Annotated in this window: 11 protein-coding genes; 2 read left to right on the top strand and 9 right to left on the bottom strand. The window is 34.2% G+C overall.

Annotated elements, in window-relative coordinates:
- Positions 1 to 4 precede the first annotated feature (4 nt).
- From SJY30_RS15445 to uvrC, 5 genes are all read right to left on the bottom strand, one after another.
- Positions 5 to 1,285 carry a peptidoglycan DD-metalloendopeptidase family protein gene (locus tag SJY30_RS15445; RefSeq protein WP_396633025.1) on the bottom strand — a complete coding sequence of 427 codons (1,281 nt, stop codon included), beginning with the start codon at positions 1,283 to 1,285 and terminating at the stop codon, positions 5 to 7.
- Positions 1,285 to 2,256 (bottom strand): tryptophan 2,3-dioxygenase family protein, encoded by a 972-nt coding sequence (locus SJY30_RS15440; protein ID WP_396633024.1) that lies wholly within the window; start codon positions 2,254 to 2,256, stop codon positions 1,285 to 1,287. The genes SJY30_RS15445 and SJY30_RS15440 overlap by 1 nt, the downstream gene beginning before the upstream one ends.
- Before the next feature lie 7 nt (positions 2,257 to 2,263).
- Positions 2,264 to 3,043, bottom strand: coding sequence for a DUF3108 domain-containing protein (locus SJY30_RS15435; protein WP_396633023.1), 780 nt, complete (start codon positions 3,041 to 3,043; stop codon positions 2,264 to 2,266).
- 355 nt (positions 3,044 to 3,398) lie between these two features.
- The gene (locus tag SJY30_RS15430) at positions 3,399 to 5,690 is read right to left on the bottom strand and encodes a patatin-like phospholipase family protein (protein ID WP_396633022.1); all 2,292 of its coding nucleotides are present in this window, start codon (positions 5,688 to 5,690) and stop codon (positions 3,399 to 3,401) included.
- Complete coding sequence (gene uvrC / locus SJY30_RS15425; RefSeq protein WP_396633021.1) at positions 5,668 to 7,461, bottom strand: excinuclease ABC subunit UvrC; 1,794 nt, start codon at positions 7,459 to 7,461, stop codon at positions 5,668 to 5,670. The genes SJY30_RS15430 and uvrC overlap by 23 nt, the downstream gene beginning before the upstream one ends.
- A 493-nt stretch (positions 7,462 to 7,954) precedes the next feature.
- Here uvrC and SJY30_RS15420 point away from each other — a divergent pair, with 493 nt between their 5' ends.
- Positions 7,955 to 8,524 (top strand): 5-formyltetrahydrofolate cyclo-ligase, encoded by a 570-nt coding sequence (locus SJY30_RS15420; protein WP_396633020.1) that lies wholly within the window; start codon positions 7,955 to 7,957, stop codon positions 8,522 to 8,524.
- Here the strand turns inward: SJY30_RS15420 and SJY30_RS15415 are convergent.
- The 4 genes from SJY30_RS15415 to ileS all read right to left on the bottom strand — a co-directional run bounded on the left by SJY30_RS15415 (position 8,503) and on the right by ileS (position 13,655).
- Entirely contained in the window at positions 8,503 to 9,174 is a 672-nt protein-coding gene (locus SJY30_RS15415; RefSeq protein WP_396633019.1) for a lipoprotein signal peptidase, read from the bottom strand. The genes SJY30_RS15420 and SJY30_RS15415 overlap by 22 nt on opposite strands.
- A 33-nt stretch (positions 9,175 to 9,207) precedes the next feature.
- Complete coding sequence (locus SJY30_RS15410) at positions 9,208 to 9,765, bottom strand: hypothetical protein (RefSeq protein ID WP_396633018.1); 558 nt, start codon at positions 9,763 to 9,765, stop codon at positions 9,208 to 9,210.
- 104 nt (positions 9,766 to 9,869) lie between these two features.
- A complete protein-coding gene (locus tag SJY30_RS15405; protein ID WP_396633017.1) occupies positions 9,870 to 10,253 on the bottom strand; it encodes a TraR/DksA family transcriptional regulator in 384 nt (127 codons plus the stop codon).
- A gap of 3 nt (positions 10,254 to 10,256) precedes the next feature.
- Complete coding sequence (ileS, locus tag SJY30_RS15400; RefSeq protein ID WP_396633016.1) at positions 10,257 to 13,655, bottom strand: isoleucine--tRNA ligase; 3,399 nt, start codon at positions 13,653 to 13,655, stop codon at positions 10,257 to 10,259.
- A gap of 187 nt (positions 13,656 to 13,842) precedes the next feature.
- On the opposite strand from ileS, the gene SJY30_RS15395 reads away from it, so the two are divergent.
- Entirely contained in the window at positions 13,843 to 14,247 is a 405-nt protein-coding gene (locus SJY30_RS15395; protein ID WP_396633015.1) for a hypothetical protein, read from the top strand.
- The last annotated feature ends 54 nt before the right edge of the window (positions 14,248 to 14,301 follow it).

Below are 14,301 nucleotides of genomic sequence, written 5' to 3'. Positions count from 1 at the left end.
TTTATTAATTAAGTGTTATTAAATCCTCGTCTTCTTCATCAATTAAGACTTTTGGATAAATCATACAATCTAACTGTTCTTTATATGTTGAAATATATACGAAATATTCTTCTTTTAGCGAATCATGCAACGGTTCTGCTTGTGGTAATTCTTCTTTTAAGGGGTCCACTTGTCTTCCATTTTTCCAGAAACGGTAACATACATGTGGTCCTCCAGTATTTCCCGTCATACCAATCCAACCTATAACATCTCCTTGACGTACAAATTCTCCCTTTTTTACTTTTTGTGCTTTCATATGAAGATATTGAGTAGAATATGTACCGTTATGTCTAATCTTTACATATTTACCGTTACCACCTCTTCTTGTAGATTCTACCACTGTACCATCTGCAGTGGCCATAATTGGCGTTCCTATAGGTGCCGCATAATCCGTACCCTTATGTGGGCGTAATTTATAACCGTAGTACTTTATTCTTCGTTTAAGATTATATCTAGATGATAGCCTACCGTACGCTACCGGCATTCTTAAAAAAGTTCTCCTTAGGTTATTTGCATTTTCATCGAAATAATCGACCAAACTTTTTAACGAATCGTTTTCATAAGCAAAAGCATAAATAGGTTTGCCGTTATGTTCAAAAAACGCAGCTTCAATAGGCTCTGCACCGGCATACACCGTATCGTTAATAAATCTCTCATTATAGATGATCTTGAATTTATCGTTCTTTTGTAATCTTGAAAAATCTATTGTCCATGCATAAACATTTGCAAGGTTGTGCGTAACATTATAATCTACACCTTGCTCTAATATGGCTTCTGACAAACTAGATTCTATGACCCCGGAAACTTCTCTTTGAACAAACTTAACTTTGTTCTTTTCTTTATAGACTTTTACACTATCTCGTAAATCTATTACCGTATAGTTTATTGGATCGTTCTCATAAATAAATACCTGAGCTTGTGCACTTGTATCTTTAGATTGTAAAATAGCGTAAGGCTTACCTACACGAATTCTACGCACATCAAAAGTATCTTTAAATTTTTCTGAAACCGTTAGTACTTTTGGGTATTCTACTTTATTATCTTGCATTAACTCACCAAAGCTATCGCCGTACCTGATAGTATCTAATTTAACATGGAATTCATCTAAATTAAAACCAAATCTTTCATTGATTTCCGGTACTTCTACGACCTTTAAGTTTTGAGCTATATCTTTCTTCTCATTATCGGCGTCTTTGCATGATGCAATTACTGTTAATGCCAATAATACCCCCCAATACTTCTGCATTATTCTACTCTTGATTTATCTGGATTCAACATATGGTCTACCCATTGTTTGCCCCAATTGTTTAATTCTTGTTCTGTATATAATTCTGGAAAAAAAACGATTTTTTGAAAACTAGGCGGCAAATACTCTTTCCAATTGGTACCACCCGTTGCATCAATATCACCAGTGTCTTTTCTTAAATATCTATGAGCCGACCCCATGTGCATTAACTGCCAATTTATATTGGCGTTTACATCTAAAGTCTTTAACCCTTCCACTAAGGCTTTATCTTCTCTCTGCTCTTTGGGCAAACTTAAGTATTTATGATATATTGTGGAATTCTCTACCTGTTTTGCTATTCTTATTAGCCTAGGCGTATACCTATACTCAAACTGTTTTAAAGTCAAGGTTTTTTCGCCCGTATCTTTATCTGTAGCGCCTTTTTTCCAATAGATATGTTCGTACAATTCTTCTATAGTAGATTCTGATGAAAATTGAGCTCTTTCTGAAATATGAACCAAATTTTCTAAAGGCGTAGCATATAATTCGATCATTCTAAATTGTGCAGATTGAAAGCCACTTGCAGGCAACAATGCCATACGATACTGTAAAAACTGCTCACGCTCCATACCCTTTATCATTACACTGAATGAAGATATCAGAACTTTATAATAACTGTTGACCCTTCTGACTTTTTCTATAAAAAAATCTAAGTTGTCGCTTTTATCATCTACCAATTGTTTTTGCTCATGCAAAATTAGCTTAAAGTACAGCTCGGTAATTTGATGATACATGATGAAAATCTCTTCATCTGGGAAATGTGTTCTCGGAACTTGTAGACTTAATAATGTATCCAGATGAATATAATCCCAATAGGTAAGATAACGTTGGTGCAATAAACCATCTAAATAAGAGCTTAGATCTTGCCCTGAATCTTTGTATTTTTCTTCTAGCTTAGAGATTTGGGATTTGATCTTCTCTTTATCTTCCATTTAGGGTCTAGTCCATTATAATTTTAAACTGATGCTTAAGACCATTATACCCATCAATATCTGCTTTTATAGCACCTACAGCTAAATCTGCTTTAATTCTTATAGGAATTCGATTGTCATCGTTCGAAACCCATAATGATAAACTTTCTTGCTCTTTAAATACACGCCCAGATTGTACCAAGGGCCTAAATTTTAAGCATTCTACTTTACCATATTTTGTATTCAAAACCTCTAAACCTAAATACTTAAGCTTAAAGTTAAAAATACCATCATCGTCATAAAGCATTTTCAGGGTAATCGCTTTTCCTACCTCAAGGTCTTCTGTTTTATAGTTATTCCTTAAAAAATAAAAAGCGGATATTAGATCCTGTATATTGTTCTCTAATGTAAAATTAAGCTTTTTCTTGTTTTTCTTATCATTAAGTTCTGCATTAGACGCATTATGATCAAAGTTTATCTCTACATCTTTCTTATAACCACCTTCATTAATTTTACGAACAAACCTATATGGTTTACCATCTTGCTTGTCAAAATAACTTTCATAAGTATCGTCTACTTTGAAAAACCAACTAGCTACACCAGTTGTTTCCCCATGCCCTACCACATGATAGACAGATTTATCATCTATTGTGGCAGAATTAACCTGCAGGGTCGCATAACTTGCATTTAAAAATCCGTAATGCATTCTAAATTTCAACCATTCCCCTGTTTTAAAAGCAGTTTTAGGAGCTTGACCTTGGACACCAAAATATGTTAAGATAAGGGCGAGTAAAATTAATTTTTTCATAGTCCGTAGTTTAATGTAAAAATAGCAATAGTTAACTCTCTACAGCTTTGATTACAATAACTTAAACAAAATTTATTCCAAAGTATTGTGGTATAAAAAAAGCCCAGCTTAAAAACTGGGCTTTTCCTAAATAACCAACCAAACTTTAAATTATGAAAAACCACTACTTAAAGTTGTAAGGGAACCACCCCTTAGCTGATGTAAATTTAAGGTACATAATTCTACCCGCAACACTGTTTAACTTACTTTAAGGATAACCTTAACAGTTATTCACAATTAGCATATGTAATTGGGAAACTATTAAGAACTTTAGCGTGATTATGATCACTTAACCTATTAATTATAGTAGGTATGATTAGAACCAATAACCTATACTAACAAAAAATTGAGATTTATCCCTTTCAGGTGTCCAAGAGTACATTAGATTAATAGGACCCAAAAATGACTCTAAGCCATACCCAATACCATAACCAGAATACGATGGTGCCTTAAACCAGTCTCCTGTTCTAAAAAGATCGTCATCAACATTCGCATAATTTGCACTGAACAACACATGGTTATTTTGAGCAAATTCATAATCTAGCCTTGCGTATGCCTTAACAAAACTGTTACCCGGTAAACTAATAAAGTCATACCCTACAAAAGGCACAAAGTTGTTAATGAAATCTGTACCGTAGCCTCCTAATAAAAAATCAAAACTGGTAACACCAGATGTACCCAATTTAAAACCGCCTTCTGTTTCTATATTTATAGACAGATTATTAACTATAGGCATTGCCATACCCATACGGGCTTTAGAAATAGAGAAGTCTTTAAAGTTGTTATTAAAATCTGAAGACAACACATAATAATGCATATCACCATCAAAATACAAGCCCCTAGACGGAAAATACTTATCATCATAAGTATCTAATTTCAATGAACCAAATGCACTTATGAAATTACTTCTTTCGAAATAGGTTCTACCATTACTAGATGTTGTACCGGGCGTAGTTATATTTGGAGTGTCGCCAAATGTTCTAGTACTGTATTGTAAATGCTTAAACTCTGCACCAAGAGTAAATGCAAACTCTTCTTTTACTACGGTCTGTAGATAGATCTGATTTGTAAAATCAGACACATTTAAACTAATTCTATTTAGTGTTGTTTCTGTACCCACTTCAAAATTACCCTCTATCAAATCAAAATCTATTTCTTGATTAAAATCACTAAATCTAGAGTTGACCCCAAAGCTCCAATACGACCCTTTATCTACATAGTACTCAAAATTATACCTAAGATTATCACCTAAAATAAAATCAAAAGAGGCTACATCGTCTTTTGATAATATTCTCTTCTTTGTAATGTTTATAAGGGCAGCACTCTTATATAAATCATCGAAATGGGCACCTAATCGCAAAAACGATGTGTTTTTAGTCTCATCTAACGGAAGAATCAAATCTTCGCCCCCGTTTATATTATCCAATAACTTATACTTGATAGTTCTAAAATTACCTGTTGCCGATAAATTACTAATACCCTGTTGTAATTTTTTAAAATTCGTAGGCTCGTCTAGACTAAACCTTAATTTTCCTTTGACATAACCCCTAGTGTGATCGGTATCACCATCTATTAACAATCTATTGATCGTTAACTGTTTGTTTGGGTTTACTACAGAAATTGAATTTGTATTCTTACTATAGTTGGTAGAAAGCTTTTTTAATTCATCAATTTTTAATTTTGCCGCATCTTCACCAGTTTTTACAATCTCATTCAGCCTATTAAAGTCAATAACCGAGTATTCTTCTATATTTGGTTTAATATAAATATCCGTTTTGGTCGACTTTACTTCCATATCCGCAACGGTTCTATAATTATTGATTTGTAACAAAATTTCCGTAGCCGATAATAGCGCATCGCGATCAGCCAAATCATGTTGAACATCTACGCCTATAATAATATCGGCACCCATGGCCCTTACTTCATCAATAGGATAATTATTGACCACCCCACCGTCTATTAACACCTTATCGTTTATGACAGTTGGTTCAAAAAGAGAGGGCAAAGTTCCGCTAGCCAAAATTGCTTCGGGCAAATAACCTTTGTTTAAAACTACTTGTTCACCCGTTTCAATATCAGTTGCAATACAAACAAATGGCGTAGGCAACTCATTAAAATCATCTATATCTTTTACATGATATAATAATCTCACAAATTCATTATATATATTTTGACCTCCAGAGATTGCAGGAGGCACTGTTACCTTAAAATTCTTGAAAGGCAGGGTCAATGCATATCTTTCAGAATCTTCTTTTTCATAAAAGGTTTTGGCACTTCTAGGTAAATTATCTTGAATTAACGAACCAACATTAGTTACCTTAAAAATAGAGTCTAATTCGCTCGCGTTATAGCCCGCGGCATACATTGCCCCAATAATGGCCCCCATACTAGAACCGCCAATATAATCTATTTCAACACCAGCTTCTTCAATAATTTTTAACGCACCGATATGGGCCATTCCTTTTGCACCCCCACCACTAAGTACCAAGCCAATTTTAGGTTTTTTCTTCTCCTTAAAATTTTGAGCAGCCATAGACCAGGCACTTAAAAGAAGTACCGACAACACTAACAATATTCTATTCAAATTATTTTTTACGAAAAGATTCATATATCTTTTTTGCCTTTGAAGCCCCAACCTCTTCAGTTAGGCCTTCTATGCTAGCTTCTTTAATGCGTTTTACCGATTTAAATTTCTTTAATAATTGCTGTGCGGTTTTTTCACCGACGCCTTCAATACCTTCTAATTCAGAATTAATTGCCCCTTTACTTCTTTTGTTTCTATGAAATGTAATACCAAATCTATGGGCCTCGTTTCGTAAATATTGAATAATTTTCAGACTTTCAGATTTCTTATCTAAGTATAATGGTATAGGATCTTCCGGAAAGTATATTTCCTCTAACCTCTTAGCTATTCCCACAATGGCGATTTTACCTCTCAACCCTAAAAGATCTAAACTTTTTAAAGCTGACGATAATTGACCTTTACCACCATCAATAACAATTAACTGTGGTAAAGGCTGTAGTTCTTCTTGCAGTCTTTTATACCTACGGTACACCACTTCTTCCATTGACGCAAAATCATCTGGACCCGTAACCGTCTTTATATTATAATGTCTATACTCTTTTTTAGATGGCTTACCGTCCCTAAACACTACACATGCCGCTACAGGATTACTACCCTGAATATTACTGTTATCAAAACATTCTATATGCCTAGGTTCAGCAGATAAGCGAATGTCTTTTTTCATTTGCGCCATTATCCTATTCGTATGGCGATCAGGGTCAATAATCTTAATTTGATTAAAACGTTCTTGCCTAAAGAATTTTGCATTACGTTCAGACAAGTCTAAAATTCGTTTTTTATCGCCCAATTTCGGTACCGTAACTTTCAAGCCAGGCGAAACGGCAATATCAAAAGGTACATAAAGCTCTTTAGAATCCGATTTAAATCGATCTCTTATTTCAACTATCGCCAGCTCTAGAAGATCTTCATCTTTCTCTTCAAGCTTTTTCTTAATCTCCATTGTGTGAGATCTTATTATTGATCCATGTGACAACTGAAGAAAATTCACATAGGCAAAAGCATTATCCGATATTATACTGAATACATCAACATTACTAATTTTAGGGTTTACAATAGTTGATTTTACCTGATAATTCTCTAGAACATCTATCTTGTCCTTGATTTCTTGTGCTTCTTCAAACTTCATTTCTTCTGCCAATGCTTTCATCTGACTTTTGAAATAAGTTATTGAAGACTTAAAGTTACCTTTTACAATTTCACGTATATCATCTATTTGCCTGTCATAATCCGTTATAGATTGATACCCCTCACATGGTCCCTTGCAATTACCCAAATGGTACTCTAAGCATACTTTATATTTTCCTGCATTAATTTTCTCTGCAGATAAGTCATAATTACAGGTTCTTAACGGATAAACACTCTTGATCAAATCTAACAGTACCCGCACCGTTTTCATACTGGTGTAAGGACCAAAGTACTCAGACCCGTCTTTGATTACTCTTCTAGTTGGAAACAATCTTGGAAACCTTTCATTTTTAAGACATAACCAAGGGTAAGACTTATCATCTTTCAACAAAACATTATACCGAGGTCGTAATTCCTTAATCAAATTGTTCTCTAACAATAGCGCATCAGACTCTGTTGGTACTACAATGTGTTTTATAGAACGAATTTTTTTAACTAAAACACGCGTTTTACCATATTCATGGTTTTTGTTGAAATATGATGAAACCCGTTTTTTTAAATTTTTCGCTTTACCTACATATAATATACCGTCATTGCTGTCATAGAATTGGTAAACTCCAGGGCTAGTAGGCAATGCACTTAACTGTATTTTTATAGGAATTTCTGTCATAACTTATTACCACTAAATTAGTATATTAAACCCATTTTAAATGATACTACAAAAGTATTTTATTCATGCGAAATCCTTTTGTAAGCGATTATCGATTTAATATTTTAACTACCCTTATATTTTCATATATATAATATTATAATACCTAAATTAGGTTATCTATAATATCAAAAAATATGTTTATATTTAAAACTTTGATTTTCAGGCAATTAATTGGTGTTGCGTTTCGTTATATGAATTAAATAGTTAATTTTTTTATAAAAAAGTGCATTTCAACGTGAAAAAAGTGCATTTCAAAGATGATTTATTAATTATTTTACCTATTTTTAACACAACAACAACAATTATTAGCTCATTTACAAATTTTAAGATTATGGACAGTTATATCATTACATTAGGAACCTACCTTATTTTAATGTTATTTTTCAAAGTATTTTTTGCTGTTGCAGGTAAAGAATAGATTGAAATATACATATGTAAAAATCACTTCAATATGTTGAAGAAAGATTTACGTATAAAATATTCAACACTACGAAGTTCCCTAACACCCTCTCAATTATCTTCAAAAAGTATTGCAATTGCGAATTCTATTTTGCAATTGCCTATTTGGCATCATCTATACTTTCATATTTTTTTACCTATTGAAAAAAAGTCTGAAATAGATACGGAAGGCATTATTTCCATACTCTTAGGTTTAGACAAGAATGTCATTGTACCCAAAATTATTTCTAACACCTTATTAGAGCATTATCTTCTAACCGACAACACGAAATTCACCACAAATAAATTAAACATACCCGAACCTGTTGATGGTATTACTATTGAACCTAAAAAACTGGATGTTGTTTTCATACCTCTTTTAGCTTTTGACGAGCTAGGAAATAGAATAGGATACGGAAAAGGATACTATGACCGTTTTTTAAGTGAATGTAAGAATGATGTTATAAAAATTGGTCTATCTTTCTTTGAAGCCGAACAGAAAATAGAGGATATCAACCCTACGGATATTCCTTTAGATTACTGTGTTACGCCCAATAAAATTTATTCTTTTACAACTTCTTGATCGTTGAAAATTTCTTTCTCTTCAGTCATCGTTTCTTCTTCCTTATTAAAAGCTCTTTTATTAAAAACCAATAATATACCTACACCTGTGCTTATCGCGGTATCGGCAATATTAAAAACAGGTTCAAAGAATCTAAAATTTTGACCACCAACCATAGGCATCCAAGTTGGCCAAGTGGAATCTACCATTGGAAAATATAACATATCTACCACTTTGCCGTAAAATAATTTGCCATAAGGCTCATCTGAAAACAAAGTGGCTACTTCATTATAACTTTCATTGAAAATAGCCCCGTAAAAAACCGAGTCTAAAATATTACCCAATGCTCCTGCAAAAATTAGAGAAACTGCCCAAATTAAAGTATTTGATGCTTTCTTCTTTATGACATCAAATAGCCAATACCCTATTCCGAAAATGGCGAACAATCTAAAAATGGTCAGCACTAACTTACCTACGTTATCTGAAATTGGTAATACATCACTCAATTTTGCACCCCAGGCAGCACCTTCGTTTTCAATAAATAGAATTTTAAACCAGCTAAATACTTCAACCGACTCTCCTAAAACAAAATGGGTTTTTATATAAATCTTACTCCATTGATCAATAATCAATATCAATAGAATAAACAGTACAGACTTTTTAATGTTCATGGGCTTTAATCAATGAGCGCAAAAATATAAATATTATTCGGTTTTAGAGAGATCAATATTTCCGGTAACGGTTTGTAGTTTAAAAGATGAATTACCTGTCGGTATTGGATTTTTAGAAACCGCACCATATTTGCTAACGGCATCAATAATAGCACCATTAGAATAGACTTTAATATTACCACTTTGTGTTTTTACATTAGTATTGCCCATAACATTGTTAAGTACACAGGTGCCGTCAGCCAAAGACACTAGTACGTCATTATATTCCCCTTCCAATACTATTCTGGTATTGGTGCCATAGACTTCTAAATTCTTAAACGAAGGCACTGTTAGTTTTAACAATATAGAAACTACTTTATGTGCATTTAATTTATCGTTAGGATTTTTAAAACTAGGGGCAAAACCCGTATCTACATAAAGCGTAGCCCCATTGGTTGAAACTTCTAAATCCAAATCTTGGCTATACTCCCCTTCCATCTGGGCTTCAACACTGATTTCATTATCTTTTGCAGTATACACCTCTACACTAAAGCAGTTAGTCGCATTTAACTGAATTAAACTAATGTGATCGGCAAGTATATTTTTGTACATTTTCTTTTGCGCACTAAGACCAAAAGAAAGCAAAAGCATAAAACACAATAGGGAAACTCTTACCAAAGAACTGATATTAAAAAACGCCCCTAAAGGCGTTTAAATTATGATTGCATATTCTTAGCTTCAATACTCAATGTAGCATGAGGCACAAGTTTCAATCTTTCTTTATTGATCAGCTTACCAGTTACACGACATATGCCAAAAGTTTTATTTTCTATACGCATCATGGCATTTTTAAGGTCTCGAATAAACTTCTCTTGCCTTATAGCCAACTGTGTATTCGCTTCTTTGCTCATGGTCTCAGAACCTTCTTCAAAAGCTTTAAAGGTAGGCGACGTATCATCGGTACCATTATTGCCATCGTTCATGTAAGCACTTTTCAAGAGTTCTAAATGGCTTTTCGCCTTTTCTATCTTTTCTTCGATCAATACTTTGAATTCTGCCAAATCTTTGTCAGAATACCTCACTTTTAAATCTTCTGCCATCTTTTAATGTTTTTCAATAAACAATTTAGTGTTCACCTCGTCAAAAGCGATTTCTACACCTTTGTCCAATTCTTGTACAAAATTTAATTTAGCCGTTAACGTTTCTGCTTTAATATAATCTACATTATTTTCTACAGCAACTTCAACAAAGCCATCTTTCAATATTTCAATTGCAATTTTATCGGTTACTTCAAAACCAGAATCTTTTCTAATATTTTGAATTCTGTTCACCAACTCTCTTGCAACTCCTTCATTTCTCAACTCCTCATTAATAGTTACATCTAGAGCAACTGTTAATTTACCAGAGGTTGCAACCATCCAACCTTCAATATCTTGAGAAGAGATTTCTACATCCTGTAACTGTAAAGTAATACTTTTATTTTCTAATTGGATTGTTAATTCGCCATCCTGCTCAATTTTTTGGATATCATTCTGATCAAAACCATTGACAATTTGAGCAATTTGCTTCATTTCTTTACCGAATTTCGGACCTAAAGTCTTGAAATTAGGCTTAATACGTTTTACCAATATTCCAGAAGCGTCGTCTAACAATTGAATTTCCTTAACGTTAACTTCAGATTTTATTAATTCTGAAACCGCTTCAATTTCTTCCCTATCCTTGTTATCAAGCACAGGAATCATAATTTTCTGCAATGGTTGACGCACTTTTATCTTCTCTTTCTGACGTATAGATAACACCAAAGATGATATTACCTGTGCTTTATGCATCTTCACTTCCAAGCTTTCATCGATCAAGGACTCATCTGCCACAGGAAAATCTGCTAAATGCACACTTTCAAAACCTTTTTTTACGGTTGCTTTATTTAAATCTAAATATAAACGGTCCATAAAAAACGGTGCAATGGGTGCAGAAAGTTTAGCTACTACATCTAAACAGGTATAAAGAGTTTGGTAAGCCGCAATTTTATCTGTAGCGTATTCTCCTTTCCAAAAACGTCTTCTACACAAACGTACATACCAGTTACTCAGGTTCTCTTGAACGAATTCTGATATTGCCCTTGCAGCTCGTGTTGGCTCATATTCATCATAAGCCATATCAACTGTTCTAATCAATGAGTTGAGCTCAGAAAGAATCCAACGGTCAATCTCTGTACGTTCTGCCATTGGCACATCTGCTTCAGCATACGTAAACTCATCTAAGTTCGCATACAATCCAAAAAATGAATATGTATTATATAAGGTACCAAAGAACTTACGTTTCACCTCTACTATACCTTCAGTATCAAATTTTAAGTTATCCCAAGGGTTGGCATTGCTGATCATATACCACCTAGTTGCATCGGCCCCATGCTCGTTCATCGTTTCAAAAGGATCAACGGCATTGCCTAAACGTTTAGACATTTTCTTACCGTCCTTATCTAAAACCAGTCCATTAGAAACTACATTTTTATATGCAACAGAATCAAAGACCATAGTTGCAATTGCATGCAAGGTATAGAACCAACCACGTGTTTGATCAACACCTTCCGCTATGAAATCCGCAGGAAATGTTTTTCCCTCATCTATAAGTTCTTTATTTTCAAACGGGTAATGCCATTGAGCGTAAGGCATAGAACCACTATCGAACCAAACATCGATAAGGTCACTCTCACGTTTCATTGGTTTTCCTGATTCGGAAACTAAAGTAATTTGATCCACAATATTTTTATGTAGATCTATTTTATCATAGTTCTCATCAGACATATCATCAACAATGAAGTCTGCATAAATATCTTTTTCCAACACCCCAGCTTCAACTGCCTTAGCCATTTCTGACTTTAGCTCGGCTACAGAACCAATGATAATTTCTTCTTTACCGTCTTCTGTTCTCCAAATTGGTAATGGAATACCCCAATAACGCGATCTAGAAAGGTTCCAATCATTAGCGTTTGCCAACCAATTACCAAATCTACCTTCACCAGTTGCTTTTGGTTTCCAGTTTATGGTTTGGTTCAATTCAAACATTTTATCCTTTACATCTGTCACTTTAATGAACCAAGAATCTAATGGATAATATAATATTGGTTTATCTGTACGCCAACAGTTAGGGTAACTGTGCACATACTTCTCTACCTTAAAAGCTTTATTCTCTTGTTTTAATTTAATGGCAATCTCAACATCTATAGAACGTTCTGGAGCTTCACCATCATCATAGTATTCATTCTTAACATACTTTCCTCCCAATTCTTTCAACTCTGGTCTGAACTTTCCTTGCAAATCAACCAAAGGAACCAAATTTGCATTTTCATCCAACACTAACATTGGCGGAATTTCTGGAACTGCCTGCTTGGCAACAAAAGCATCATCTGCACCAAAAGTTGGCGCGGTATGAACAATACCCGTACCATCTTCTGTAGTTACAAAATCACCTGCAATTATTCTAAAAGCGTTTTCTGCATTTTCATAAGGCAATACATAATCCATTAACTGCTCATACCTAATACCTAATAAATCTTTTCCTTTAAATTCTTTTACAACATAGAAAGGAATTTTTTTATCGCCAGACTTATATTCTAACAACTCTGACTTTCCTGACACCTCTGTGAACTTCCCTGAAAATTGTTTCCCTACCAAATTCTTGGCAAGAACTACATTCATTGGCTCAAAAGTATACTGATTATAAGATTCAACTAAAACATAATCTATTTTAGGACCAACAGTCAACGCCGTGTTAGAAGGTAATGTCCAAGGAGTGGTCGTCCAAGCTAAAAAGTAAACGGTACCTTCGTTCTGCAAGAAATCCGGCAATGTTTCTTCTACTGCTTTAAACTGAGCGGTTACCGTAGTATCTGTAACATCTTGATAAGTCCCTGGTTGATTTAGCTCATGAGAACTTAATCCGGTACCAGCTTTTGGGGAATATGGTTGTATGGTATAACCTTTATAAATTAAATCTTTGGAATAGATCTGTTTTAGCAACCACCATACCGTCTCCATGTATTTGGATTTGTATGTGATATATGGATCTTCCATATCTACCCAATACCCAACTTGTTCGGTCATAGAATTCCAGACATCGGTATACCTCATTACCGCTTTTTTGCAAGCAGCATTATATTCTTCAACTGAAATTTTAACTCCGATATCCTCTTTTGTAATGCCTAATTCTTTTTCAACCCCTAATTCAATAGGAAGACCATGAGTATCCCAACCAGCTTTACGTTTTACCTGAAAACCCTTCATGGTTTTATATCGTGGAAAGATATCTTTAATGGTCCTTGCCATTACGTGATGAATACCAGGCATACCGTTTGCAGATGGCGGACCCTCATAAAACACATAACTATCTTTACCCTCGCGAGTAGATATACTTTTATCGAAAATGGCATTCTTTGACCAGTAGTCAAGTATTTCTTCTGCGACCTTTGGTAAATTCAATCCTTGATATTCTGTGAACTTCATATGAAATGCTTATGGTACTGGGTTTAAAAGGCTGCAAAATTATAAAATTTTGATTAAAAAGGAGCGTCTTGACCTTACTGAAATACCTATAAACCATGTATTAATGATTTTATCGACCTTATAAACATCCAAATGTTAAATTTCTACGTATATTACCACGAACAAATAACCATTTAAGTTTACACAAATGAAAAAAGTAATTTTAGGATCATTAGCAATTTTAGCACTTAGTTTGTCTGTTTCTTGTAGAGATGCAGCCGATAAAGCAAAATCTGCAACAGAAGAAGCAGGAGCTGCATTAGAAAATGCAGGTGAAGAATTAAAAGAAGCTGGTAAAGATTTAGAAGAAGCTGGCGAAGGCGCAATGGATGCTGCTAAAGAAGCAAGCGAAAATGCAATGGATGCTGCAGAAGATGCTGCCAATACAGTAAAAGAAGCTGGTCAAGAAGGTATGGATGCCGCTAAGAAAGCTGGTGAAGATACAATGGACGCCGCTAAAGAAGCTGGTAACGATGTAAAAGATGCTGCTAATGATGCTGCTGACAAAGCAGCACAAAAAGCTGAAGACGTAAAAAATGCGGTTAAGCACTAAGAATAACCATTTTTTATAATATAAAAAGACCCGTTAATAGCGGGTCTTTTTTTG

The sequence above is a fragment of the Maribacter sp. R86514 genome (genome assembly GCF_044597005.1).
Taxonomy (GTDB): domain Bacteria; phylum Bacteroidota; class Bacteroidia; order Flavobacteriales; family Flavobacteriaceae; genus Maribacter.
Note: the sequence above shows the minus strand (reverse complement) of the source record. Positions and strands in the feature narration are given on the sequence as shown.

Excerpts from the sequence above, each read along its gene's own strand:
- SJY30_RS15445 (WP_396633025.1), bottom strand. The coding sequence starts at position 1,285 with ATGCAGAAGTATTGGGGGGTATTATTGGCATTAACAGTAATTGCATCA.
- SJY30_RS15440 (WP_396633024.1), bottom strand. The coding sequence starts at position 2,256 with ATGGAAGATAAAGAGAAGATCAAATCCCAAATCTCTAAGCTAGAAGAA.
- SJY30_RS15435 (WP_396633023.1), bottom strand. The coding sequence starts at position 3,043 with ATGAAAAAATTAATTTTACTCGCCCTTATCTTAACATATTTTGGTGTC.
- SJY30_RS15430 (WP_396633022.1), bottom strand. The coding sequence starts at position 5,690 with ATGAATCTTTTCGTAAAAAATAATTTGAATAGAATATTGTTAGTGTTG.
- uvrC (WP_396633021.1), bottom strand. The coding sequence starts at position 7,461 with ATGACAGAAATTCCTATAAAAATACAGTTAAGTGCATTGCCTACTAGC.
- SJY30_RS15420 (WP_396633020.1), top strand. The coding sequence starts at position 7,955 with ATGTTGAAGAAAGATTTACGTATAAAATATTCAACACTACGAAGTTCC.
- SJY30_RS15415 (WP_396633019.1), bottom strand. The coding sequence starts at position 9,174 with ATGAACATTAAAAAGTCTGTACTGTTTATTCTATTGATATTGATTATT.
- SJY30_RS15410 (WP_396633018.1), bottom strand. The coding sequence starts at position 9,765 with ATGTACAAAAATATACTTGCCGATCACATTAGTTTAATTCAGTTAAAT.
- SJY30_RS15405 (WP_396633017.1), bottom strand. The coding sequence starts at position 10,253 with ATGGCAGAAGATTTAAAAGTGAGGTATTCTGACAAAGATTTGGCAGAA.
- ileS (WP_396633016.1), bottom strand. The coding sequence starts at position 13,655 with ATGAAGTTCACAGAATATCAAGGATTGAATTTACCAAAGGTCGCAGAA.
- SJY30_RS15395 (WP_396633015.1), top strand. The coding sequence starts at position 13,843 with ATGAAAAAAGTAATTTTAGGATCATTAGCAATTTTAGCACTTAGTTTG.